The following is a 24,599-nucleotide window of genomic DNA, read 5'->3' on the forward strand; positions in this document are numbered from 1 at the left end:
GGGGGCGGCAGAAAGACCCCGGGCTCAGGCTGTCCTCACTTCGATCTTGCGCGGCTGCACATGGGCGGCCTTGGGGATGCGCAACTTCAGGACGCCATTCCTGAACTCGGCCGATGAATTTTCGGTATCGAGTTCGCGGGACAAACTGAAGACCCGCCGATACAGCGGCAACCTGACTTCGGCATGCGACGATTCCATGCCTTCCGGAAGGTCGAGCGACACCTCGCCCTCGATTGTCAGAGTGTCGGTCTCAAACTGGACGTTCAGCTTGTCCTTCGACACGCCGGGCATGTCGGCCAGCAGGGTGATCGCATAGGCATCCTCGATCACATCGACCGGGGGCGTCATCGCCACATCGCGCCGATCCTGGCCCTCCGCCGATACTTGCCTGTCCTGTTTCGCAACGCTGGTTCTTTCATTCATGATCGTCCTCCGTGTATTCACTGCACTGCAATCCGTCGTGCCTGGGCAGACCCACGGCGCTTCAGTTGTATGTGTAGTACGCCGTCCCGGTAGAGAGCGGATACGCCGTCGGGATCGATATCCTCGGGCAAGCTCAATACCCGCCGGAAGCGGCCCGTGAAACGTTCGTTGATATGGATGGTGGCCTTTTCTCCTTCGGCCGGAAGGTCGCTGCGGCGCTCGGCCGAGAGGGTGAGCACGCCGCTTTCCAGGTTGACCTCGATGCTGCCCGGATCCAGGCCTGGCGCGAACGCATACAGCTCGACGGACTGCGCCGTCTTGCCGACATTGAGCAGCGGATAGGCGCCGGGGATGTTGCCGCGAATGGCATTACCCGCATTGAAAGCGCGCTGCACCTGCTGATGCAGGTTCGCCAGCTCCGAGAAGAGGTCGTTTGAAAACGCTGACTGGAACATTTTTACAGTCCTCCTATCATTGTCCACGAATGACGCACGGACTAACCGTGGCCTTCGATTGGCAAAATAGGGACACCTGATGGTGTTTCAAGAGCCTCTTTTGACCGGGATGAGGCGGTGGGCTGGCGCACGGAATGTGTGCCTTGCATAGGCTGGATCAAGGCCGGCCGCGCTCGCAGTCCAACGCACCGCGCCGGAAGAAGTTACAGGCGCCGGAAACCGCCGTTACCCGGGCCGCGGGGTTAGGCCGATATTCCCAGCCATCTCAATTAATTATCAGGCGGAAACTCCTGCATTGATCCTCGGCATTAACGCCGAGAAAAACCGGAGAAAGACCTTAATCTCCATTCCATATGTATTAAACATGACTGAAATGACGGCGCGGAAAGCGCATATTGGCACGCAGTTTCCTAACCCCTGCTGCACCAGCCATGCCGAATCCGCCCGATGTCCGACTTGCCCCTATTTTGATTGTCGACGACTGCCACGATACCGGCGGCGTGTTACGGGTGCTTCTCAACCAGCTAGGCTATTCGAACGTCTCATTTGTGACGGACGGCAAAATACTGCTGAAGGCAGACATTGCGCTCCGCTATGGCCTGATCCTGCTTGACATGCACATGCCGGGATGGGACGGCCTGGACATCATGCGCCATCTGCGCGGGAAATCGTCCGGGCAGTGCGTGCCGGTGATTGCCATATCCGGAGACGACCGGTGCAGGGCAGCCGCAATCGCCGCCGGCGCCGTAGCGTTCCTCCTGAAGCCCTTCGGACAGGAGGAGCTGGAAGCCAGGATTCACGACGCACTGTCAATGGTCGGCGGCCACGCGGGACGCCGAATGAATTGCCAATTAAACGCAAACGTATGCCTGAATAAAGTTAGCCAGCCGGCAAACGAAGCGAGGTATGCGCAGTAGCGTCCTCACGCCGCCCTGGCCAATCGACACGACCCGACGCCGTTGCAATGCCGCCCAGGCGCGGCGAACCGGATGCGGGCAAACGCCGGCGTCTTACCCATCTATCCAATTGGCGTCGGCGCACGATCTGATGCCGACGCCGCAAGAATAAAAAAACAGGAAATCAACATGCAGACTCACGACCTACCCCAGCAGACTATCGCCGACATACCGATGACTTCCTACGGCGCCACGCTATACGGTCCCGACCTGACCAGGTTCCGGGTCTGGGCGCCGAATGCGAACCAGGTTGAAGTGCTTGTCAACGCAACCGAAACAATCCCGATGACGCCGCTGGCCGACGGCTGGTTCGAAGCCGTTGCGAGGTGCGGCGCCGGGGCGCGCTACCTGTACCGTTTCGACGGCAGGCTCGAGGTACCCGACCCGGCGTCACGTGCGCAGGAAGGCGATGCGCACAGCGCCAGCATCGTGGTCGACCCACACAGCTACCAGTGGCGCGATACCGGTTGGACCGGGCGTCCCTGGGAAGAGACCGTGTTCTATGAGCTGCATGTCGGCGCATACGGCGGATTTGCCGGCGTCACCGAGCGGCTGCCAGCGCTAGCGCGGCTCGGCATCACCGCGGTCGAACTCATGCCGATCGCCACATTCCCGGGCAGCCGCAACTGGGGCTATGACGGCGTGCTGCAATTCGCGCCCGAGAAGACCTACGGCAGCCCGGACGAGCTTAAGGCCCTGGTGGACACCGCGCATGCGCTGGGCATCATGGTGTTCCTGGATGTGGTCTATAACCATTTTGGACCGGACGGCAATTACCTTTGCAATTATGCGCGCGCCTTTTTCCGCGACGACCTCGATACGCCGTGGGGAGCTGCAATCGATTTCCGGCGGCCCGAAGTGAAGGAATTCTTTGTCCAGAACGCCCTGTACTGGATTAACGAATTTCACTTCGACGGGCTTAGGCTGGATGCGCTGCATGCCATTACCGAACAGGAGTGGCTGCCTGAACTGGCCGCCGACATCCGGGCGCGCATCAGCCCGGACCGCATCATTCACCTGGTGATGGAGCATGAGGACAATGCCGCGCATCTGCTGCCGACTTCCTTCAACGCCCAGTGGAATGACGATGGACATCACGCGCTGCACGTGATGCTGACCGACGAGACCCATGGCTACTACGCCGACTATGCCGACGACACGGCCGCCAAGCTTGCCCGCTGCCTGGAGCAGGGCTTCATCTACCAGGGCGAGCCGTCGAGCCATCGCAACGGCATACCCCGTGGACGGCCCAGCCATCATCTGCCGCCGACCGCCTTCGTGCTGTTCCTGCAGAACCACGACCAGGTTGGAAACCGGGCGTACGGCGACCGGCTGACGACCCTTGCCCGTACATCCGCATTGCGGGCCGCCATGGCGCTCGTACTGCTCTCCCCACAGATTCCGCTGCTCTTCATGGGAGAGCCGGTCGGCGCCAAGGCGCCATTCAGGTATTTCACCGATTACGCGGATGAGCAGCTCGCGGCGGCGGTGCGAGAAGGCAGGCGCAGCGAGTTCGCGGCCTTCGCCGAATTTGAAGATGAGGAAAAGCGCAGCTGCATCCCGGATCCCAACGATCCGGACACGTTCGACGCATCGATCCCGCCCACGGCCGCCGACCCGGACCTCGACCGCGAATGTCGCCAGTGGCTGTCGTGGACGAGATCGCTGCTCAAGGTCCGTCATGCGGAAATCATTCCACGCCTCGCCGGCTGCACTGCGGAGACGGCGCAAGTGCTGTCGGCTAAGGCGACGTCCGCGCGCTGGCGCATGGGCGACGGGACTGTTCTGGAGATCGCGATCAACCTGGCGAGCGAGCCGGTGCCTTATGAAAGGAATCTAAGCGCCGGTGATCATCGCCTGCTGTTCGAGACGCCGGGCGCCGGCATTGCGGCCCGTTCCGGCCACTTGCCCGGCGATGCGCTCGTCGCCTTTCTCTCGACGCCGCAGACTCATTCCTGACATGGAAAAACCGCGGGAACGGATCGGCTTCAGGCAGTTTCCAGCCATGCCAAAGGGACGGCAACGGTTGCGCGGCGTTAGCGGCTTGCCGACTTTGCCGCAGCCTGAGCGTGCAGCGGCACGCAGGCTGCAGTCCCGACTATGGCTCGTGTGTAATAGGACAAGGATGCAATGACCGAACTTATTCAGATCGATGCGGCGATCCTAGGGGGCACGCCGTGCTTTCACGGATCACGCACTCCAGTGGTCGTTCTTTTTTACTACCTGGCCAACGGGCATACCCTCAGCGAGATCTTCGAAGCGTATCCGGCGATGCCGCGTGAATCCGTGGTCGATGCATTGCGCACGGGGGAATTCCCGCTCACGGCGATGCGAGGCCACGTCGACGATGAGGAACTCGCGTTGTGGAAGATTCTGGCCGACGAGGCCTGCAGCGGGCTGAGCCGCGGCGTTTGAGTGGGCTGGAGACATCGCCGACGTCGTTGGCGGCCGATAGTGCTTGAACAATCGTCCTTGCACGCCTGTCATCGCTGGTATGCATGGCGAGAGGCGTCCATCGGGCGCACCAGCGCAGGCGAATACCGTTGAAAGCGGCTGGCGATCTGCAATGAAGGGGTGTGCAGCGGCAGGCTGCTTCAAATCTGGGAGACCACGGCGCTCATGCCGTGCACAGCGCCATCGCGCTGGCGAAACGAAACTGGTTCCTGCCGGCGCGCTGCGCCTCGTATAGCGCCTGGTCGGCATGCTGCACCAGTGCGTCCGCATCGTCGGAGTGCAATGGATACAGTGCGACGCCAAGACTCGCAGTCAACGCCGGGACGCCGTCCTCCGATGTCGCGGCTGCGGAAAATCGATCGAGGATCTTCTGCGCCATGCGCGCGGCGTCGCCAATGTCATTAATGTCGGACAGAACGATCAGGAACTCTTCTTTTCCGATCCGCGCTACCGTGTCGACGCCGCGCAGCTGATGCGCCAGCTGGTTCGCGATGCGCTTTAATAATTCATCGCCATAATGATGCCCGTGCTGATCGTTCACCAGGTTCAGGCCGCTTATGCCCAGGCACATGACGGCGGTCGTCGACAGCTGCCGCTGTGCATGCCTGACAGCGGTGCCGATGCGGTCCAGCGCCAGCCGCCGGTTCGGCAGGCCGGTCAATGGATCGTGTATTGCGGTGAGCTGACGCAGACTGCACTGCTCCTCCGTGAATTTTTGAAGCATGCGCACTTCCAGCATGTTGTGGATGCGGACCCCCAACTCGACGATGTCGACGGGCTTGGTGAGGAAATCGTAGGCGCCTGCTTCCAATGCGGCGAGACGCAGGTTGTCATCTCCGGTGAGCACGATCACTGGGAGGAACGCATCCGGCGCCAGCTTGCGCATTTGCGCCATGATGTTCAAGCCGCTGACATAGGGCATGTGCAGATCGAGCAGGATCATGTCGTAATCGTTCAGATGCTGAAGATCACACACCACGGCTGCATCGGTAGTGACATCGACGGAATGGTAATCTTCCATTGCCAGCAGGTCGGCTAGCAACGTGGCGGAATCCGGGCAGTCGTCGACAATCAGGATACGCGCGCGTTCGAAATCATTGGACTTGATCATGGGCAGGAGTGATAACCGGCAGTGGCAAAGCGAAGGTGCTTCTCAGGCTATTTGTTCAATCCGCCTGGCATGTCGTGCGTTTCAATACCGGTCGCAGCAGATACGGCGCGGTCACGGTTACCTATCGTTCCTCGTCTTGCGCAGTGCGCCGCATACTCTGCTGATGCCACGCCGGCGACCTGGCGCGGCAATGTCCGTCACGTATTCCGGACAAAAATGCTGGGGCATCCTATTTCCTGGCCAGCGGAAAACGAGGGACGCCTTCCATGCGGCTCTTGCGCCTTCTGTCCTTGAGCATCGAGCGCAGGTCATCCACGCTGATGCCGCTTACTTCCTGCATCAGCAGCAGCATCGATCCGCTGATCTGCACGCGACGTTCCCTGATTTTCAAAATAAGGCGCTTGTCGATCTTGAGCGCCTTCGCAAGCGCGGAATCCTGCTTCAGGCGCATCTTCTCGCGCAAGCGGTCGAGCAAGTGACCCGGATCATAGGTCGACGACTTCGTTTGCAACGTAACTGATTCCTGCTGCGTGAATCGATAGATCATTGTGTTTCCTTTTGTTCTATTGCCAATACCAGGGTCTGGTCATAAACTCTTCCCGCCTGTATCCGGTCGGTCGCGCCGGAATGTTGCGCGATCCCGATATGGTATGTAGACGCGCGCTGACGGTAAAAATTCCCCGCAATGCAGCCAGACTGGACGACTTCACTACGAATCGTAGAGACAAATGTTGTTGAATAGATTAAGCGTCTAATTTATCGCGATATGGCGCACGATGTTATCGGTGAATAACTGAAGTGCATGTAGGAGATACGGCGAACATGCTCCCATGGGTTCAGTGTTGGTCACAAGCGCTGCAGCACCATTGGTCGAGGGGCATGGAGAGAGCGGACTGCCCGATTTTGCAGCAGTGCGATGTCGACCGCCAGCATGGGCCATAAGTTCAGGCGCAGTCTTAACCAGCAAGCCCCGTTCGATGCTGCCACGTTCGATCGAATGTCACTTGCACGGGCTAACCACTGGTTTCCGCCGTCTCCGAAAGAAAGAAGCCAGGCGAATGCAGCCATGCGAATTCCAGGTCAATTCAGCCGGATCGACGATGTAAGCAGACCGCCACGAGACGAAAGAAAAATCGAGCAGATATAATTTGCCGGAGCATTCCTTCCGATCGACTCCCAACCATCTACAATGCCAAAAACTTCATCTCGCCATCTATTGCTCACCGCCCTGTCCGGATGCCTGTTCCTGCCGCTGGCGCAGGCCGCGGCGCCAACCCCTGCCCAGCTACAGACAGCCGCCCAGGCCAGCTTCAGGGAATGGGCCGAAGTGCTCGCGCTTCCCAATGATTCCGTGGTGCCTGCCGATATCCAGCGCAACGCCGACTGGTTCGAGCAAGCGTTCAAGCGTCGCGGATTGACGACCAGGCAGCTGCCCAACGACGGCAAGACGATGTTGTTTGCCGAACTGCCCAATGCGCCCGCCGGGACTCCGACCGTGCTGTTCTATATGCACCTCGATGGACAGGCAGTCAAAGCATCGGAATGGCAGCAGGAAAGCCCATGGAAGCCGACGCTGAAGCAGCGCAATGGCGCTGGCCAATGGGAAGCCCTGCCGATCGATCGGCTTTTCGGTCAAACCGTGGACCCGGAATGGCGTCTGTTCGCCAGGTCCTCGGCGGACGACAAGGCGCCGATCATGATGCTGCTGGCCGCGCTCGATGCGCTGAAGGCATCCGGCAACGCGCCCGCATTCCACCTGAAGGTGCTGCTGGATTCGGAAGAGGAAAAAAGCTCGCCCTCGCTCGCCGCCGTCATTGCGCAAAACCAGGCGCTACTGAAAGCGGACAGGCTCGTTGTGCTGGATGGCCCCATGCATCCCAGCAATGCGCCCACGCTGGTATTTGGCAACCGCGGCGTGGCGCGGGCAACGCTCAAGGTCTATGGCCCGAAGCAGGACAGCCATAGCGGCCATTATGGAAACTACGCGGCCAACCCGGCGCAAACCCTTGCGCGCCTGCTCGCTTCCATGAAGGACGATGACGGCCGCGTGACCATCGCCGGCTATTACGAGCCGGTGAAACTGGATGACGATTCGCGCCGCATCATGGCCGCGGTGCCGGACGACGAAGCCGCGCTGCGCAAGCGGCTCGGCATCGCCGCAGCGGAAAAGGTCGGCGGCAATTACCAGGAGGCGATGCAATACCCGTCGCTGAATGTGCGCGGCATGCAGGCGGCGGAAATCGGTTCCCGCGCGCGTACCGTGGTTCCTGAATCGGCGACCGCTGAACTGGACTTGCGGACCGTGCCGGAAACGCCTCCCGAATCCCTGTACGCACTGCTGGCCAAGCACATCGAGGGGCAGGGTTTCCATCTGGTGAATGGCGTCCCGACCGACGACGACCGGGCGCGCTATCCCAAGCTCGCCAGTTTCGAGTCTGCGAAAGTATCGGCGTCCAGCACAGCGGTACGGACCGACCTGAAGTCGCCGATCGCGACCTGGCTGCGCAGCGCGTTCACGAAAACCTATGGCAAGGAACCGGTGCAAATCCGGATGATGGGCGGCACGGTGCCGACCGGCTCCATGGTGGACGCATTGAAGGTTCCTTTCGTCATCGTGCCGCTGGTGAATGCGGATAACAACCAGCACAGCGCAAATGAAAATATGCGGCTGGGGAATTATCTCGAAGGCGTTCGGGGCCTTGCCGGCATCCTTGCCGAACCTATCGCTAGCACGAAGTAGCTGCACAGCCGGTAGCGGGAAGCCGTGGCGAAAACGGCCTATAGTACTGTTTCACCGGCTGTGCCGGGCCAGCCCGTCGTGCGCCGGCGGTCCGGTGCACGACGCGCCTGGCCCAACCTGGGCGCGCGTTTTTCGCCGCACGTGGCATTGCAGGCGATGGTCATTTCTGGGAGGACGTCATGCGACCCGCAATCACGATGCTCACACTCGGCGTGGACGATCTCGAACGGTCCCTGACGTTCTATCGCGATGGAATGGGATTGAAGACGGATGGCATTGTCGGCACCGAGTTTGAAAACGGCGCGGTCGTATTCTTTGACCTGGAGGGCGGTATCAAGCTGGCCTTGTGGCCGCGTAAGAGCATCGCCGCCGATACCGGGCTGCCGCTGCGAGCCGGTGGGACCGCCGCGTTCACGATCGGGCATAACGTGTATTCCAGAGACGAGGTGAACGCTGTGATGGATCAGGCGCTGGCTGCGGGCGCCCGCCCGGTCAAGGCGGCTGCGGACACCTTTTACGGCGGTTACGCGGCGTACTTCACCGACCCGGATGGACACCTCTGGGAAGTGGCATACAATCCGGGGATGCTTCCGGCCCAGTGAACGGGCGGGCCCGTGTGCGCGGATCAGTGCCGGTCGCTTATCCTGAGCCTTACAAGCCGACACCGTCATGCTACGCCGTCTCTTCGCGAGTTCGAACGGTCACGGCAGGAAAGCCGGCCATGACCGCGCGCATCGACCTGATGCTTAGCTGTCTCTAACGCCGGGATACGGTAGCATAGGTGACATGCGCATCCAGCTTATCTCCGATCTCCATCTCGAAAACTACCCGGACTACGTCCCTCAGGCCGCTCCAGGTATCGACGTTCTGATACTGGCCGGGGATATCGGCTCCTACCAGGCGGGTTCACGTCTCACGAGCGACGACTTCGGTTTGCGCCGCTTTTCACCGTGCAGGCCAGGTTCCGAATGGCCCCGCGTGTTCTACATCCCGGGCAATCATGAATTCGACGGGCTCGAGTTCGATGCTACCTACCAGAAGTTGCGTGACACATGCGACGGATTGGGCATTGAATGGCTGGAGCGCGAGACGATCATTGTCGGCGCGGTCCGCTTCATCGGCACGACCTTATGGAGCGATTTCGAGGCGCTCGCCAAGTCGCAGGCCACCATGACGGAACAAATGAAGGCGCTGGAAAAGGCATATCGCGCGGCCAATTTCTATCTGAGCAAGAACACGACGTTTAAAGACGGCGTGCCCATGCTCGCAGAAGATATTCGCTTGCTCGCGCACGAATGCCAGCGCTGGCTGCGCGACGCATTGGCGTCGCCATTCGACGGCAGCACGGTAACGGTCACGCATTTCGCCCCAACCTTGCAAAGCGCGGATCCGCGCTATGGAATGACGCCGGGCACCGCAGGTTTTTGCAATTCCCTCGACGATCTGCTGCCCTTATCCGACGTCTGGATGCATGGCCACCTGCATTGCGCCAATGACTTCGTCGCCAGCGGCATCGCCGATGGCGAACCCTATTCATGCCGGGTGATCGCCAATCCGCGTGGCTATCCCGAGAAAGGCGAGGACAAGGCCTTCCGGGAACGATTTGTCGTGGAAATCACTTAGCGCGCAAGCTGTCCAGTCAGCGCCGAGGAAAAGGGCAGGGTGCGATAACGCCGGGGACAATGTTCAGCGTCAGGCTGATTGCGCATGTGCGCGGACATATCCGTGCAATGGCCGATATATAAGCCAACGTTGCAGAATAATTATAAAGCGGCAGGCAATCGGACTGCAGCGTACCCCTTTATTGCGGGACAAAAGTTTTGTCGCGAAGACGCCGAAACACCTTGGCGCGCAAAGCGCATTTCTCCGTTAGTCGTAAAATACGCCATTAGCTAATCGATAAAAAAATAATACATCGCATGGTATTTGAGACATCCTTCATGACCGTAGCGGCATCCGGCGTTAACGCAGCGGGCGCCGATTCCATCGACAAATGGCCGTATCTCGATATGCTTGCGCGCTTCGCGCTGGCATTGGCGCTGGGCTTGCTGATCGGGCTTGAACGCGAACGCCGCAAGAAAGAGGCGGGCCTGCGCACCTTCGGCTTTATTGCGCTGCTGGGCTCAGTTGGCGCCGCATTGGGCGACCCTTACGCCTACATCATCCTGGCCTTTACCGCCTTGCTGACCGTGTTTCTGAACCTGCAGGAATTCCACCTGCATAAAGGCACGGAACTGACGACATCAGCCGCCATGCTGGTCACCTGCGTCGTCGGCATCTTGTGCGGAAAGGGCCATACGCTGACGCCCGCGGCCATCATGGTCAGCGCAACCGCGCTGCTTGCCTGGAAGGACCGGTTGCAGGGCTTCAGCATCGGACTAACCGAGAATGAACTGCGCTCGGCGCTGCTGCTCGCGATCCTGGCCATCGTGATTTATCCAGCCCTGCCGGTCGGGACGATTGGTCCGTGGGGGCTGATCGAGCCGCGCGCCGCCTGGGCGACGGTCATCCTGATCGCGGGAATCGGTTTTGTGAACTATGTATTGTGGAAGATGTATGGCGCGCGCGGCGTGACTATAGCCGGCTTTCTCGGCGGCTTGGTCAACAGCAGCGTGACGGTCAGCGAGCTTGCCGCCCGCATGGGTAAAAGCCGCAGCCGGCATGAAATCGGCGCAGCCTACCAGGGCATCCTGCTCGCGACGTGCGCGATGCTGGCCCGCAATACGGTGATCCTCATCCTGCTTGCGCCAGGCGCTGCGGCGTCGGCCTGCGTCTCGTTCGGACTGATGCTGTTGGCCAGCGCAGGGTGGGCGCTGTTTGGACGCAAGCCGGCCGGCCCGAATCTGCCGGACGAAAGCCACGGCGACGGCAGGACGTCGCTGGCCTTGCCGTTTTCGCTGTGGGCGGCCCTGAAGTTCGGGTTCATCTTCTTGGTTCTCCACATAGCCGGCATCGTCACGCAACGCTTCCTCGGCGATGTCGGCTTTTACCTGGTCAGCCTGATCGGTGGCGCGGTGTCCAGCGCCAGCGCCGTCGCCGCTGCGGCCAGCCTTGCGTCCAACGGGTCCATCCTGCCTGGCGTGGCCGCCACTGGCGCCGTGATCGCCTCGATAGCAAGCGTCGCCATTAATCTGCCGTTTGTTTTCCGCGCCAAGAACCGCCAGGTGTCGATCAGCCTTTCCATTGCGATGGGCGTCATTGCACTGCTTGGCATCGTCGGCGTTCCGCTTGGCGTGGCAGGGATGTCTCTGATCGATGTGTATTTTCCGGACCTGTACTAATGCGCCTCGCCTTCGCCTGCTGTCCGCATGAAGCGACGCACGCAGTGCGCAGCTAGGCTGTTTCCCTTATCCTAGGCGCTTGAGCGATTTTCTTTCGCCAACCGACGGCGAGGGATGCCAGGGAGAACTGCAATGCCGTACCTCCATACCGTTCCAGGTCAGTCGCCGCTTCCAGTGAAGCACCACGCGGACGGGGTAAATCGCCTCAGGCGGCGCATGGTGTTCGGCGCGCTTGCCTGCGCGGCGCAACCGGCCTTCACACAAGACCGGCTGCCCACGCCGGCGCAAACGGAAGGGCCGTTTTATCCGGATCGGCTGCCGCTGGACCGGGATAACGATTTGACCCTGGTTGCAGGTCATGCCGCGCCGGCTGCGGGCACGGCGACCGATCTGACAGGGCGCATCCTCGATGTGTCCGGCAAGCCACTCGACCGCGCAGTCATTGAAATCTGGCAAGTCGACAACAACGGCCGTTACATCCATACCGCGGATGCGAGCGCCCGCAACGATGCGAACTTTCAGGGGTTCGGCCGATTCGAGACCGGGCGGGATGGCGCCTACCGTTTCCGCACGATCAGGCCCGTGCCATATCCCGGCCGCACGCCGCACATTCACGTCAAGATCAGCAGGGGTGGCCGTGATCTGCTGACCACCCAGCTCTACGTGCGCGGACATGCGCTCAACGAGCGCGACGGCGTCCTGCGCAGCATCCGCGACCCATTACAGCGCGATGCGTTGCTGGTCCCGTTCTTGCCCAGCACCCAGAGACCGGGAGAACTGGACGCACGCTTCGATATCGTGCTGGGAATGACCGCGGTGTCCTGAGCCTTGACGCACATGCCGTTTTGGCGGAACGGCGAGGCGGGCAGCGCGAGCCCGGCATTGCGTGGAGGCCAACCGCAGCGCTGCCGCGAAGCACCATTCACACGCCTGCGTCGACTTGATCCGCGGACTGCCGGTCCTGTCGCCGGACGTTTCGCGGGAGACCGAGATGAAGACGGCTCGAAATGCAGGCCGATTTCGTCGGTATCGTTCGGATCCGCGTCTACGGCGCGCCAAATACGCAGTTAACTTCATTACTTCATCAAGATGCTGCAAAGCACAGTTTGACCGCTTTACTTTTACTACATTCTGCTGTTTAGCATGTAGACAGCGTCGTTAGCGACGCTCAGCCAATGCCGTTGTCAACGTCCCACAGCATGAAAATTATTGCTCGCAGACGCGCGAAAAACTGTATGCGGCAAAAATTATTCATGTTTATACCGGCAAGGCCACTTGCGAAGTCGTCCATAATTGCGGCCTTTGCTGCCATCTGTCTGTCAGCGTCTCCGATTTCTCATCAAGCATCAGTCATCAACATCATGAACTCCACGACATCTCTTCCCTATGGCGCCCAGCTGGCGGAGCGCGAGCATTTGGAAGCCAAAACCTATGCGAAGGTCACCGCAAGACTATTGCCCTTCCTCTTCCTCTGCTACGTCGCGGCTTACCTGGACCGCGTGAATGTCGGCTTCGCAAAATTACAAATGCTGAACGACCTCCAGTTCAGCGAAACCGTCTACGGTCTCGGGGCGGGCATATTCTTCATCGGCTATTTCTTCTTTGAAGTGCCGAGCAATATCATCATGCACAAGGTCGGCGCGCGCGTCTGGATCGGCCGCATCATGATTACCTGGGCCATCCTGTCCGGCGCCATGATGTATGTGAACAGCCCGACCATGTTCTATGTGCTGCGCTTCTTCCTCGGCGTGGCCGAGGCTGGCTTCTTTCCGGGCATCGTGCTTTACCTGACCTATTGGTTTCCGGCGCAACGTCGCAGCCGCATGAATGCACTGTTCATGATAGGCATCCCGATTGCCGGCGTGGTAGGCGGCCCGCTGTCGGGCTGGATCCTGAATGCCCTGAATGGCTCCCATGGCATCGCCGGCTGGCAATGGCTGTTCCTGGTTGAAGCAATACCCTCGCTGGTCCTGGGTGTGATCACGATTTTCTACCTGCCTAACAGCATCAGCGCCGCGTCCTGGCTGACGCCCGCAGAGAAACAGCTGCTGGAAGAAAATATCGCGGGCGATAACGCCGGCAAGGGCGACCACGCGCTGTCCAGCGTGTTCAGCAACGCGCGCGTCTGGCTGATGGCCGCAATTTATTTCTGCTGCATGATGGGCCTGTACGGCGTCGGCTTTTATTTACCCACGCTGATCAAGGCAGCCGGCGTCAAGGATGCATTGGATGTTGGCCTGTTGACCGCCATCCCTTACGGCTGCGCCGTCATTGCCATGCTGGCCATCGCCAAAAGCGCGGATCGCACCCGGGAGCGCCGCTGGCACTTTGCCTTCGCCAGCGCCCTTGGCGGCCTGGGACTGATGTTGGCGACCATCTATGGCGACAATGTCGTGCTGGCGATGGCGGCGCTGTCCCTGGGCACTGCCGGCCTCCTGGCGACGATGCCGGTGTTCTGGACCTATCCGAGCGCGATCCTGGGCGGCACCGCCGCCGCTGCGGGCATCGCCATGATTAACTCGATCGGCAATCTCGCCGGCTTCGTGAGCCCGTCCATCATAGGCTGGATGAAGGATGTCACCCAGAGCACCAACGCCGGCATGTATGTGGTCTCGGGCGCCCTTTTCCTGGGCGCGGTGCTGGCATTGCTGCAACCGCGCAGCCTGGTCAATCGTTAAGCACTGCGCGGATCGGACCGATACTTACGGCAATGGGCAGGCATGCTCCATCTTACCGGCGCCATACCAATCCAAGGCATGTCGCCTGTCCAGGTGGATCATTAAAAGTCCAGCGATTAACGAAAAGCCGCCAAGCAAACCGTATTTTTTGGGAATTCCTTCGAATAGCGGCAGGGAACAAGGGTTTGAACCCGGTATTCCGGCACCGGCGGCAGTTCGCCCAAGCCGTTTAAAAGGGGACATGCGAAGATAAACCAGTAGGCGGCCAAGCGCGCTCGCGACCTGACACGATCAGCGCAACTCAGCAAGCAGGGGCGCCGGAGCTCCTTGCCTGGTACACATCATGCCGCCGCCGCATGCAGCAGTTCGCACGCCCGCTGCGCGATCGGCGACAGATAGCCGGTGCGATGCACGATACCTATCCGGCGGCTCATGCCGGTTACCGTGAATGGCCGGAGCAAAAGCTTAGGGGGGAGCGATCCAGCCAGCGCACTGCGAAGGTTGATCATGCTGATCAGGTGGGTGCGCGCCACCACTTCGACCAGTGCATGCAGAGTATCGGCTTCCACCACGATACGCGGCGGTGGCAGCCCGTGCCTGGAAAATGCCTGCCTGACCTGGAGCCGTGTGAATTCATGCTGCCCGGTGGCTGCCCAATCGTGGCGGACCAGGTCTTTCAGCGCAATGATGTCCTGCTGCGCCAGCGGATGGCTGTCCTGCATCATCAGCCTGCAGGGGTCTTCATACAGGGCTTCGCAGGTCAGATGTTCCGGCAGTTGCTCCGGTACCGGGCAGACCGCCAGTTCGACTTCCCGCCGGACGACCTTGTCCATCATCCCGTCACTGAACGCGGTGCTGAAGCGGAGGCTGGCTGCCGGCCGCTCCGTGGTGAGCGCGGGCAGCAAGGCCTTCAGCGCAAAGTCGGTCGTGGCCGGCGTCAGGCCCATGCGCAGCAGGCCAGCGTCGTTCCCGCCCAGGTTGCGTGCTTCCTGCACCGCATCGTCCATGTCCTGCGAAGCAGCACGCAGACGGTCATGAAACGCGCGCCCGGCCTCGGTCAGTTCGGCGCCACGCGAGGAGCGCGTGACCAGACGTGCGCCGACCTTGCGTTCAAGCCGCTGGATTGCCTTGCTGAGTGCCGGCTGCGAAATACCCAGCCGTTCGGCGGTGCCCGTAAAGGTGCCAGATGCGGCCAGCGCCAAAAAATAGTCGAGATCGTCGCCAAGCATGGCATTCCCCAAGGTTATGACTTTCAGCGTGGCGGTTATTTTACTTTGCGGATCTGGCGGTCGATAGTTCGCTAATGCGGCTCGGACAGCAATTTGTTTTGCCCGGCCAAAGAGCCGTACCCGGCATGCGGCGCGCGCAAACCATGCGACCGGGGAGCTCTGCCCATAACTACACGATGGAGACACCATGCCAGACCCGTTTTCACGCCGTCATTTCCTGCAGCTTGGCGCCATCATGGCCGCCGGCTTGTCGCTTCCCTTCCATGCTGTGTCCGCGAGCGACGGCTGGAACGCCGGCGACCTCAGGCACCTGCTGCCTGCCGCCGCACACGACCGCTTCCTGATCAAGGCCTCGTTTGGAACCGCGCTCGCACAGACGCCGCAACTTGCGATCGATGGCAGGCGTCTGCCCGGCCGCATGACGGACCGCCAGGGCCGCTTCTGGCGCTTCGACAGCCCCGGCCTGAAGCCCGACACCGTGTACACGCTGCAACTCGTTAGCGCGGCCGGACGACCGCTGTGCGCGCCCTGGCCGCTGAAAACCTTTCCGGCGCCGGATGCCGCGCCAACCCGCCTGCGGCTGCTGATCTACACCTGCGCCGGCGGCAATCCCGACGCCCGGGGACCAGGCGGCATGGAGGCGTTCCGGTCCATGGCCATACGCCATGCGCTGCTGGACCGCGGAATGTCTTACCGGCCGGACGTGGTGATCGCCAATGGCGACCATGTCTACCAGGACCAGCGCACCTGGATGGAAAGCGGAAGCCCGACGCTGCGCAAGGCGGCGAACGACTACTATGACGGAGTAGGGCGCTTCGACACCAGCCAACCCGTGCTTGGCAGCGCCAACGAAGCGCTGCTGGAAAAGATGGTGGACCCGCAGATTGCCCGGCTATACGGTACGCGCCTGCGTTCCACACCGGTATTCTTCCTGATGGACGACCATGATTACTTCGAAAATGACGAAGCGGAAGAAAAGTTCATCACCTTCCCACCCGATAATTTCGACCTGACGCTCGCGCGCACGGTGCAGGACATGTACTTCCCCGAATTCCTGCCGGATGCCAGGCGTTCGCTGATCCTGCCGGGCAGTAATGCCAGCGACCGGGCGGCAAAGGTGTCGGAATGCTTTGGCACGCTGCGCTATGGCAAGCTGCTGGAAATGCTGATGATGGACTGCGGCCGTTACCTGTCGCTGAAGGACAGGCATGCAGGGCTGGTGCCGCCGGAAGCCGAGAAGTGGCTGCTGGATCGCACCCGCCAGTCGGACGCGCGGCACATGATCCACATGCCGTCCACGCCATTTGGCTGGTCGGCGGGAAAATGGCGCGAATGGTACCCGGACCTGGTCGTGTCGGACGAAATCATGGCGGCCCCGCCCGCCGTCCTGTCGCAGCCGTTCAACGGCGTCAAGGGGACCAACCTGCGCCTGAGCACCGAGCGCCAGAAATACATGTGGCAGTCCGGCTGGTTTGCCCAGCACCAGCGCATCGTCGCGGCAATGACGGCGCAGAACCGGCCGGCAGTGATGATGTCGGGCGACCTGCATGCGACCGGCTGGGACCGCATGCTGAAAAGTGGCGAGATTGACCTGCGCGCCAACCCGATCAATATCATCCTGAACGGCCCGCTGGGCACGGGGCTGGCCGGCTGGCCCAGCGGTCCACGCGGACTCGGACCGGCAGCGCCCGGTGCGCTGACGCTGGAGCGCAATGCAAAGCCGGCGGAGAAAAACGGTTTCAGTATTGTCGACATCACGCCGGACCGCATGACATGCCAGCTGTTTGCCTGGCGCGAACCCGACCCGTTCGACGCGATCAGCCGCCTTGAGCCGTACGACGTGCTCGAGATCCCGCGCGGATGAGCGCGGAGCAAGCAGGCCCAACATTGAGCAGGTGAACATGAAGACATCGCGATTGCCCGGATTGACCGTCCTCTGCATGGCACTGCAGCTGGCCGCATGCGCCAGCAGCCCCGAAATCGCCCGCACAGCAGCCGCGTCGGCCGCCGAACCCGCCACCGTCCGGTCCAACCGGGCCTGGCTATCGCAATTGCCCTTCGGAGACCGGCAAGACTACGAGGATGCGCGGCGCGGCCTGATCGCCGACCTTGAGCAGCCGCAGATAAGAACCGCGGACGGTCGCGTTGTATGGGACCGGCAAGCCTACGGATTCGAATCGGGTGCTGCGCCAGACACGGTCAATCCCAGCCTGTGGCGCCAGGCGCAGCTCAACAATGTGTCCGGCCTGTTCAAGGTCACCGAACGTATCTATCAGTTGCGCGGGCTGGACCTGGCGAACATGACCATTGTCGAAGGAGATACCGGCATCATCATCATCGACCCGCTATTGTCGGCGGAAACGGCGGCGGCAGGACTGGCGCTGTATTACCGGCATCGTCCGCGCAAGCCGGTCAGCGCGGTGGTCTACACCCATAGCCACGTCGACCATTTCGGCGGCGTCAAGGGCATCATCCGCGAGGAAGACGCGGCTTCGGGCCGCGTGCAGGTGATCGCACCCGAAGGCTTCATGGAAGAAGCGGTCAGCGAGAACGTCCTGGCCGGGAATGCAATGAGCCGGCGTGCACAGTACATGTATGGTGCGCTGCTGCCAAAAAGCGCGGCCGGGCAGGTCGATGCCGGCCTTGGCAAGGGCCTGTCGCGGGGCACCGTCACGCTGATCGCGCCGAATGCGCTGATCAGGAAGCCGATCGAAACGCGGCGCGTCGATGGCGTCGATATCGAATTTCAGCTGACGCCCGGCACCGAGGCGCCAGCTGAAATGAACCTTTATTTTCCGCAGATGCGCACGCTGTGCATTGCCGAAAATGCGGTGCGTACCCAGCACAACCTGCTGACCCTGCGCGGCGCAAAAGTCAGGGACGCCAAGCAATGGTCCTTTTATCTCGACCAGACACTGGCGCGCTACGGCGAAAAATCCGACGTATTGCTGGGCCAGCACCACTGGCCGACCTGGGGCCAGCAGCGGCTCTCGCGGCTGCTGGCCGACCAGCGGGATATGTATGCCTACCTGAACGACCAGACGCTGCGTCTGGTTAACCAGGGATACACGCCGATGGACATTGCCGAGCGCCTGAAGCGGCTGCCCGAGCCGCTCGCCAGCCAGTGGTATGCCCGCGATTATTATGGGTCGATCAGCCACAATGTACGGGCTGTCTACCAGCGCTACCTGGGGTTTTACGACGGCAACCCGGCCAGCCTCAACCCGCTGCCGCCAGTCGAAGCTGCACGCAAGACGATTGCATGGATGGGCGGCGCCGGTGCGGTGCTGGCGAAGGCGCAGGAGTCGTTCGCGCAAGGGGATTACCGCTGGGTAGCGCAGATTGTCAATCAACTGGTATTCGCTGAACCCGAGAACCAGGAAGCGCGCCAGTTGCAGGCGGCCGCCCTCGAGCAATTGGGCTATCAGAGCGAAAACAGCACCTGGCGCAACGCCTACCTGAGCGGTGCGCAGGAATTGCGGCAGGGCGTAGCAGCCAACCTGGGCGGCGGGACAGCGTCGCCCGATCTGATCAAGGCGCTGACTGTTCCCATGTTTTTTGACTACCTCGCGGTGCGGCTGAATGCAGACAGGGCCGCTGGCAAGAGCATGACGATCAACTGGGCATTCCCGGACCTCGATGAGCGTTACGCGATGACACTCAACAACAGCGCGCTGACTTACCGTGCGGGCGCCGAGCATGCCAGGCCAATTGCAACGTTAACGCTTGGCAAGCCGGTGCTGGACAGCATCCTTACAGGAAAAGTGAAAATGAGCGATGCGATCAGCCAGGGACAACTGCAGGTGACTGGCGACCGGCAGTCGGTCGCTGCGCTGTTCGGCATGCTGGACACGTTTTCGCCGGGATTCAATATCGTGACGCCACTGACGCGGCGGTAGTGCCTAAGGCGATCCTGGAGGGCTGCGATCTCCGTTACGCCTGACTCCAACTGCGACGAATGAGTTTGACAGTTCACTTTCATTTGCATGAGAGCGCGCCATGAAACCGCGCTGGCCGGTGCGCCGGGTCGTTTTTACCGCTTCTGACGCGACGGCGTAGAGCGGCTCATTAGCCGTTGTAGCTGGACGATAGCAAGGCCCCTCAGGTAAAAACAGCCAGGGTCCAGTGAAGAATGTGCCTATCAAGGAAGCACTGCGGACTTCTGGCGTCCTGATCGCGCATTTTTGGTTGATACAGCTTTATCAACAACCATTGTGGACCTGCATGCAAGATGGCGCGAATGTCACGGCCGTTTCCATTTTTGGAGGATTTCAAATAGCCTCTGGTGGTTTGCGTTTAAATAAAATCGAGAAACCCTCACGCTTTGGCAAACAGCTACCTAAAAAAGGTTGGCGGAGCCGTCCGCTAGGTAGTTGAACGCGGAATGCAGCTACAACCCGCTTGGACTGGCTGGCAATTACGACCTTCCCCTGTGGAACCGATCAAGCTGAATTGTGTCAGTTTAGATAAGGACACCTCCACAGGCGGGCCTATATGCATTCCGCCTGATGTTTACGGCGGCCATCCGGCTTATTCTCGCTGAAAGAATTTCCTATGCGCGTCCATCACCTGAACTGCGTTTCGTCATGTCCACTTGGTGGAAGACTGATGGACGGACGTACGCCGTCCGTCCTGCAGCGAGGCGAGCTATGTTGCCACTGCCTTCTGATTGAAACAAACAACGAGCTAGTCCTGGTCGATACCGGCTTCGGACTACGCGATGTGGCCGATCCTAAAAGTCGCCTGAGCGCATTCTTCATGACGCTGCTAAGCCCGGACTTCCGCGAAGAAATGACCGCCGTGCGCCAGGTTGAGCAGCTGGGATTTCGCGCTGCCGACGTCCGGCACATCTTGTTGACACACCTCGATTTCGACCACGCTGGCGGCCTGGATGATTTCCCCAATGCCACTATCCACATGCTGCAGCAGGAGCGTGATTATGCATTCGCGCAAAAAACATGGCTGGATCGCCAGCGCTTTCGGCCCCGACAATGGTCCAGCCGAGATCGTTGGAAAGTGTACGGTGTCGGACGTGGCGAACGCTGGTACGATTTTGACTGCGTACGGGACATTGCCGGCTTGCCGCCCGAAATCCTGTTTGTTCCCTTGCCGGGCCACACCTTGGGGCATGCCGGTATTGCAATCCAGACGTCGGAACGCTGGCTATTGCAGGCAGGCGACGCCTATTTCTATCATCGTGAAATGGACTTTACTCAACCGTGGTGTACCCCTGGCCTGCGTTTTTACCAAACCATGATGGAGAAGGACCGGGACGCACGGCTCGGCAATCAACAACGTTTGCGCCAATTGCGTCATTCGCATGGTGGCGACGTCGAGCTTTTCTGTGCACATGACCCGTTTGAATACGAACGTCTTGCTGGCCACTCGCAGCGCAGTCCCGTAGGCGCCAAGGGTATGCCGGACATGCGTCTCCACGATGACGTTCGGCCGCGGTAATAAAGCGGCTATTGAAGATGTTGAAACGACATCGGCAGTGATGCCATAAGCTTCCACATTCACCTGTAAGCACACCATCAAAGAGGCCGTCGTTACCTACGCCGTGTCCTTACAGCCTTAGTTCACTGTTAGCACGCCTTTCATGCCGGGATGCAGCGTGCATACGTAGAGAAATCGTCCCCGTTTGTCGACCGTAATCTTTCCGGTCTGCTCAGGCGCGATGTCGCCGGAACGAAATTGCCCATTGTCGGCGGTGACGTTGTGGGGAAACGGGTCTCTGTTTTCCCACACGATGGTGTCGCCAGCTTTGACCTCAAGGAGCATCGGCAAAAACCGCACTCCTACCATCAGGACGCTATGCTGATGCGGCTTGACTTGGCTATGTGCCAGGACCACTGTTCCGCAGAACGCGATTAACGACAGGGCTGCCGCTTTTCGACGGCCTGTTCGTCGTGCTTGTTGCCGTGACGGGAGTGACATCGCCGGCCCTATTGCAGCGATAATTGAATTTGCTTGGCATGCTCCAGGTGAGCTACGAAAGCTGGCCGCACTTTGACCAGCAGGTCTTTGAGTTCGGCGTTATTCGCGCTGGGGATGAGTGTCTTGTCAAGCGCGTCGATCACAGCCTGGTGATAAGTCACTTCGTTGTCCACGTAAGCTTTGTCGAAGTCCTTGCCTTTCAGGGACTTCAGCCTGTCCTCATTGGCCTTTCCGGCATCCTTTAAATTTTTGCTGGTAGCGCTTTCCTGCGGTGTTAGCTTGAGTTTTTGAACGAGGGCGCTCGCCTGCTTGTTGACGCCAGTGTGGTCAGTCACCATTTGCTGCGCAAACTGCTTTACATCCTTGCCCTGTGCTCTTCCTGTGGCCATTTTTCCGGCATCAATATCTACCATGTTGGCGGCAACCACGATCCCTGCAATTTGCGCGTCGTTTGGCGCTGTAGATTGGGAGAATGCGGCCGTGCTGGTCAATGCAAGGAAGACTGACAGGGCGCTGATGCTGATGTTGATCATTTTCATGATAAACACTCCTTAAGCGATGATGGTGGGTTGCGCCGGTAACCAGTTGCTGCTGACAAAAAGCGTTGTAATACAGGATGACATGATTTTTATGAATCAAGTTTTATGCATGGTCCCCGGATGCGCCGCCCAGGCGAGAGAACACTCCGGAAACGATGCGGTCGCAGCGTGCGCCATCGAAGGAGAACGCACCTTCCAGCGCAAAGTCCATCTCCCGCGATAGCGCCTCACGCAGCAGGCCCTTGGCACGGAAATATCGTGTGCGGACAGTCGCTTCAGGAATGCCTAGGCAAGCAGACGTGTCTTCCACTGACATTTCCTCCAGTGCCCGCAGCATGAACACAGTACGAAAGGTCTCGGGAAGATCGTCAATTTTCTTCTCGATCAGGCGTCGCATCGCGCTGCGTTCCATTGCTTGTTCCGGTTGTTCTGTCGAATCCAGGTGCAGGGAAGCGCTTGCTGGGTGCGTTTCCCAGTCAGGTTCGCTGCCAATCGCAATAATCTCGGCGCGCCGCTTGATCTTGCGAGAACGGGCAATCGCGTTATTCACAACGATGCGGGTCAGCCAGGTCAGCGTGGTGGACTCGCCTCGGAACTTTTCAAGATTGTGGAATGCCAGGAGATACGCTTCCTGGAGTACATCTTCGGCCTCGGCATCGTCTGTCACGATACTGCGGGCGGTACGGTAAAGAGGCCGGTTATAGCGTCGCATCAGCAATTCAAATGCATTCCTGTCTCCTGCCAGAACGCGCCGTATGATTTCGCTGTCGGACACGGCATGTCCAGCCTTCCTTACTGCGCCAGTCGCCATGGCTCGCTCCAATTTTTTCTCGTGATGTGACATTAGATGAAGTCGCTGCGCCCCACGTTCCCGATTTCTTCTTGTCCCACCCGATGCCTGTGCTTCCACCCGCAATCTCGCCTTTATAGGCCTTTGCCGGAACGCCGCAATTCGTGACTTCATCTAATGTGATGAAAAAGCAGTGACGTGCATACGACCTTCCGATGCAGCGTTCCAGACCGGTCAGGTTCAAGCGGATTGCCAGCGCGGTGTTGCACAAGTTTTTCTGGCGATGAGAGGAGATTGCCATGAAAAGATGGAATCAGTATGACCGGTCAACCGTTAAATCACTGGCAGCAGCAAGTATGAGCGTCCTGCTGATGAGCGCATGCGGCGGAAGCGATCACTCTACAGACCAGGCGTTTGCCGCCGTGCCTGATGCGCGCCTGCTCGCCGATGGGCAAGCCCTCTTCCGGTTCGATACCTTCGGTGACGAATTGCATTGGACCGACACACTGCGCATGCATGAAGTCATTCGCAGCGCGGTTGATCCGACAACTGCCCTGGCGATAGGCTTGAAAGTGGATGCGGACGCCTTGCCTGCTTCGGTGACACTAGGCATCCGCGATGGGAGCGTCGACCTCAATAGCCCGGCCACGACGGTCGCGTTGCTGAAGCTGAATGCCGTGGTAGGCCTTCAGGGGAAGGTGGAGGTCGTCGATGGCAAGGATACCCTGACACGCGTAGGGATCACATTCGCGCTGTGCCACTCGACGGTGGATAACTCGTTCGCGCCGGGTATTGGCAAAAGGCTGGACGGTTGGGCGAACCGCGATTTAAATGCAGGGGCAATCATTGCCTTGTCGCCTGCCTTGAGTGCGACCATGAAAGCCGTCTACAATTCCTGGGGGAAAGGAAAGTACGACCCGCGCTTCAATCAGGACGGCGAGAACGGCCCGCAAGTGATTCCTCCCGCATACGGACTTGAAGGCATCCATTCCATCACATCTACTGGCGACGGTGATGATGTTTCATACTGGAACCGATACGTTGGCATTACGCAGATGGGCGGGCATGGCACATTCGTCGATCCGCGACTTGGGATCGACGTGACAAATGGAACGGACGACCGGATCAGCGCCAAGCTTCCCGCGTTAAGGGCTTACCAGCTCAGCCTGCTGCCACCGCCTCCGCCGCCTGGAAGCTTTGACGCTGATGCAGCGGCGAGGGGACAGCGAGTCTTTGCTGGTGTAGGGAAATGCATCAGTTGCCATAGCGGGGCTCAGATGACCGACGCGAATTCAAGGCTGCATTTGCCTTCGGAAGTAGCCAGCGAGCCGGAGCCGGACGGCGCGCCGAGCTATGCGTCGAGGAGCGCTACGAAACGCTATCGCACCGCACCGCTTCGTGGCTTATGGCAGCATCCGCCGTATTTCCATAACGGGACGGCAGCAACTGCAGAACAGGTGGTGCGAACGTATAACGACAAGCAGGCACTGGGGCTGACGGAAGCGGAAGTCTCAGACCTTGCACAGTATCTGAAGTCGTTGTAGTCGCTCCCTTACCAACTGCCGAATAATCGATAGTGCCAAGGCACTCTGCCCACCACCATACTGCCCTTTTTTCGTCGCATCCTGAATAGCATCGCGGTTTGCCGCGGCTTTACATTGCGAAAGCTCCGTGGAACAGCTGCCGGTCAATAAAGGGCCGCCTCTTTTCAGAAACCGCCAATGATAGGTGCGTGTTTCCCTTTCAGCCCGGATGGTGGGACTTGCAAACTGACTTTCAGGTTTTGTTCCTCTGCCCGCCGCTGGTGAAGTCCCGATGAGCAGCTGCATTGGGTGGCTGTTGCGCGTCCCGGCCAGGCGACATCCGGCCAGGAGCGGGCGGAGAGAGATCGCCACTTTGGCGTCGGGTTCCTTGGCTCAGACTCGCTGAATGACTGTGACGCCTTAATTAATCGAATTTTAAGAACGCATCTTGTTCACCACCGTGTGAATGCCGACCATCGTCCC

At 59.9% G+C, this 24,599-nt stretch carries 22 protein-coding genes; 14 read left to right on the forward strand and 8 right to left on the reverse strand.

What is annotated here, in order from left to right:
* Window positions 1-24: 24 nt before the first annotated feature.
* On the reverse strand, window positions 25-423 hold the full coding sequence (locus tag QOL82_RS11835; protein WP_283442466.1) for an Hsp20/alpha crystallin family protein: 399 nt from the start codon (window positions 421-423) through the stop codon (window positions 25-27).
* Between the two features lie 17 nt (window positions 424-440).
* Window positions 441-878, reverse strand: coding sequence for an Hsp20/alpha crystallin family protein (locus QOL82_RS11840; protein WP_283442467.1), 438 nt, complete (start codon window positions 876-878; stop codon window positions 441-443).
* A gap of 431 nt (window positions 879-1,309) precedes the next feature.
* On the opposite strand from QOL82_RS11840, the gene QOL82_RS11845 reads away from it, so the two are divergent.
* From QOL82_RS11845 to QOL82_RS11855, 3 genes are all read left to right on the forward strand, one after another.
* Window positions 1,310-1,795, forward strand: coding sequence for a response regulator (locus tag QOL82_RS11845; RefSeq protein ID WP_283442468.1), 486 nt, complete (start codon window positions 1,310-1,312; stop codon window positions 1,793-1,795).
* A 168-nt stretch (window positions 1,796-1,963) separates the two neighbouring features.
* A complete protein-coding gene (gene treZ / locus QOL82_RS11850; protein WP_283442469.1) occupies window positions 1,964-3,793 on the forward strand; it encodes a malto-oligosyltrehalose trehalohydrolase in 1,830 nt (609 codons plus the stop codon).
* A gap of 171 nt (window positions 3,794-3,964) precedes the next feature.
* Window positions 3,965-4,249 carry a DUF433 domain-containing protein gene (locus QOL82_RS11855; RefSeq protein ID WP_283442470.1) on the forward strand — a complete coding sequence of 95 codons (285 nt, stop codon included), beginning with the start codon at window positions 3,965-3,967 and terminating at the stop codon, window positions 4,247-4,249.
* A 202-nt stretch (window positions 4,250-4,451) separates the two neighbouring features.
* Here the strand turns inward: QOL82_RS11855 and QOL82_RS11860 are convergent, their stop codons facing one another.
* Together QOL82_RS11860 and QOL82_RS11865 are read right to left on the reverse strand one after the other, a co-directional pair.
* Entirely contained in the window at window positions 4,452-5,399 is a 948-nt protein-coding gene (locus QOL82_RS11860; protein WP_283442471.1) for a diguanylate cyclase domain-containing protein, read from the reverse strand.
* 229 nt (window positions 5,400-5,628) lie between these two features.
* Window positions 5,629-5,946, reverse strand: coding sequence for a hypothetical protein (locus tag QOL82_RS11865; protein ID WP_283442472.1), 318 nt, complete (start codon window positions 5,944-5,946; stop codon window positions 5,629-5,631).
* 642 nt (window positions 5,947-6,588) lie between these two features.
* On the opposite strand from QOL82_RS11865, the gene QOL82_RS11870 reads away from it, so the two are divergent.
* The 6 genes from QOL82_RS11870 to QOL82_RS11895 all read left to right on the forward strand — a co-directional run bounded on the left by QOL82_RS11870 (window position 6,589) and on the right by QOL82_RS11895 (window position 14,098).
* Window positions 6,589-8,139 carry a M20/M25/M40 family metallo-hydrolase gene (locus QOL82_RS11870; RefSeq protein WP_430438470.1) on the forward strand — a complete coding sequence of 517 codons (1,551 nt, stop codon included), beginning with the start codon at window positions 6,589-6,591 and terminating at the stop codon, window positions 8,137-8,139.
* Window positions 8,140-8,318: 179 nt separating this feature from the next.
* Window positions 8,319-8,741: a VOC family protein gene (locus QOL82_RS11875; protein WP_283442473.1), complete on the forward strand. Its 423-nt coding sequence runs from the start codon at window positions 8,319-8,321 to the stop codon at window positions 8,739-8,741.
* A 184-nt stretch (window positions 8,742-8,925) separates the two neighbouring features.
* Complete coding sequence (locus QOL82_RS11880) at window positions 8,926-9,762, forward strand: metallophosphoesterase (protein WP_283442474.1); 837 nt, start codon at window positions 8,926-8,928, stop codon at window positions 9,760-9,762.
* A 317-nt stretch (window positions 9,763-10,079) separates the two neighbouring features.
* Window positions 10,080-11,420 (forward strand): MgtC/SapB family protein, encoded by a 1,341-nt coding sequence (locus QOL82_RS11885; protein ID WP_283442475.1) that lies wholly within the window; start codon window positions 10,080-10,082, stop codon window positions 11,418-11,420.
* 132 nt (window positions 11,421-11,552) lie between these two features.
* Window positions 11,553-12,245 (forward strand): dioxygenase family protein, encoded by a 693-nt coding sequence (locus QOL82_RS11890; RefSeq protein WP_283442476.1) that lies wholly within the window; start codon window positions 11,553-11,555, stop codon window positions 12,243-12,245.
* A 536-nt stretch (window positions 12,246-12,781) separates the two neighbouring features.
* On the forward strand, window positions 12,782-14,098 hold the full coding sequence (locus tag QOL82_RS11895) for an MFS transporter (RefSeq protein WP_283442504.1): 1,317 nt from the start codon (window positions 12,782-12,784) through the stop codon (window positions 14,096-14,098).
* A 341-nt stretch (window positions 14,099-14,439) separates the two neighbouring features.
* On the opposite strand, the gene QOL82_RS11900 is transcribed toward QOL82_RS11895, so the two are convergent.
* Window positions 14,440-15,516, reverse strand: coding sequence for a LysR family transcriptional regulator (locus tag QOL82_RS11900; protein WP_283442477.1), 1,077 nt, complete (start codon window positions 15,514-15,516; stop codon window positions 14,440-14,442).
* Between QOL82_RS11900 and QOL82_RS11905 the strand changes: the two genes are divergently transcribed.
* The 4 genes from QOL82_RS11905 (at window position 15,515) to QOL82_RS11920 (ending at window position 20,784) form a co-directional block, all read left to right on the forward strand.
* The gene (locus QOL82_RS11905) at window positions 15,515-17,191 is read left to right on the forward strand and encodes an alkaline phosphatase D family protein (protein WP_283442478.1); all 1,677 of its coding nucleotides are present in this window, start codon (window positions 15,515-15,517) and stop codon (window positions 17,189-17,191) included. The two genes, QOL82_RS11900 and QOL82_RS11905, sit on opposite strands and share 2 nt — an antisense overlap.
* Before the next feature lie 37 nt (window positions 17,192-17,228).
* Window positions 17,229-19,226, forward strand: coding sequence for an alkyl/aryl-sulfatase (locus tag QOL82_RS11910; RefSeq protein WP_283442479.1), 1,998 nt, complete (start codon window positions 17,229-17,231; stop codon window positions 19,224-19,226).
* A gap of 235 nt (window positions 19,227-19,461) precedes the next feature.
* The gene (locus tag QOL82_RS11915; RefSeq protein ID WP_283442480.1) at window positions 19,462-19,704 is read left to right on the forward strand and encodes a hypothetical protein; all 243 of its coding nucleotides are present in this window, start codon (window positions 19,462-19,464) and stop codon (window positions 19,702-19,704) included.
* Between the two features lie 177 nt (window positions 19,705-19,881).
* A complete protein-coding gene (locus QOL82_RS11920) occupies window positions 19,882-20,784 on the forward strand; it encodes an MBL fold metallo-hydrolase (protein WP_283442481.1) in 903 nt (300 codons plus the stop codon).
* 117 nt (window positions 20,785-20,901) lie between these two features.
* On the opposite strand, the gene QOL82_RS11925 is transcribed toward QOL82_RS11920, so the two are convergent.
* From QOL82_RS11925 to QOL82_RS11935, 3 genes are all read right to left on the reverse strand, one after another.
* A complete protein-coding gene (locus QOL82_RS11925; protein ID WP_283442482.1) occupies window positions 20,902-21,264 on the reverse strand; it encodes a cupredoxin domain-containing protein in 363 nt (120 codons plus the stop codon).
* An 8-nt stretch (window positions 21,265-21,272) separates the two neighbouring features.
* Window positions 21,273-21,803 carry a DUF4142 domain-containing protein gene (locus QOL82_RS11930; RefSeq protein ID WP_283442483.1) on the reverse strand — a complete coding sequence of 177 codons (531 nt, stop codon included), beginning with the start codon at window positions 21,801-21,803 and terminating at the stop codon, window positions 21,273-21,275.
* A 103-nt stretch (window positions 21,804-21,906) separates the two neighbouring features.
* Entirely contained in the window at window positions 21,907-22,578 is a 672-nt protein-coding gene (locus QOL82_RS11935) for an RNA polymerase sigma factor (RefSeq protein WP_283442484.1), read from the reverse strand.
* 314 nt (window positions 22,579-22,892) lie between these two features.
* Between QOL82_RS11935 and QOL82_RS11940 the strand changes: the two genes are divergently transcribed.
* Window positions 22,893-24,137, forward strand: a complete 1,245-nt coding sequence (locus QOL82_RS11940; protein ID WP_283442485.1) for a c-type cytochrome — start codon at window positions 22,893-22,895, stop codon at window positions 24,135-24,137.
* The last annotated feature ends 462 nt before the right edge of the window (window positions 24,138-24,599 follow it).

The organism is Noviherbaspirillum suwonense, assembly GCF_900182955.1.
Lineage (GTDB): Bacteria > Pseudomonadota > Gammaproteobacteria > Burkholderiales > Burkholderiaceae_D > Noviherbaspirillum_A > Noviherbaspirillum_A suwonense.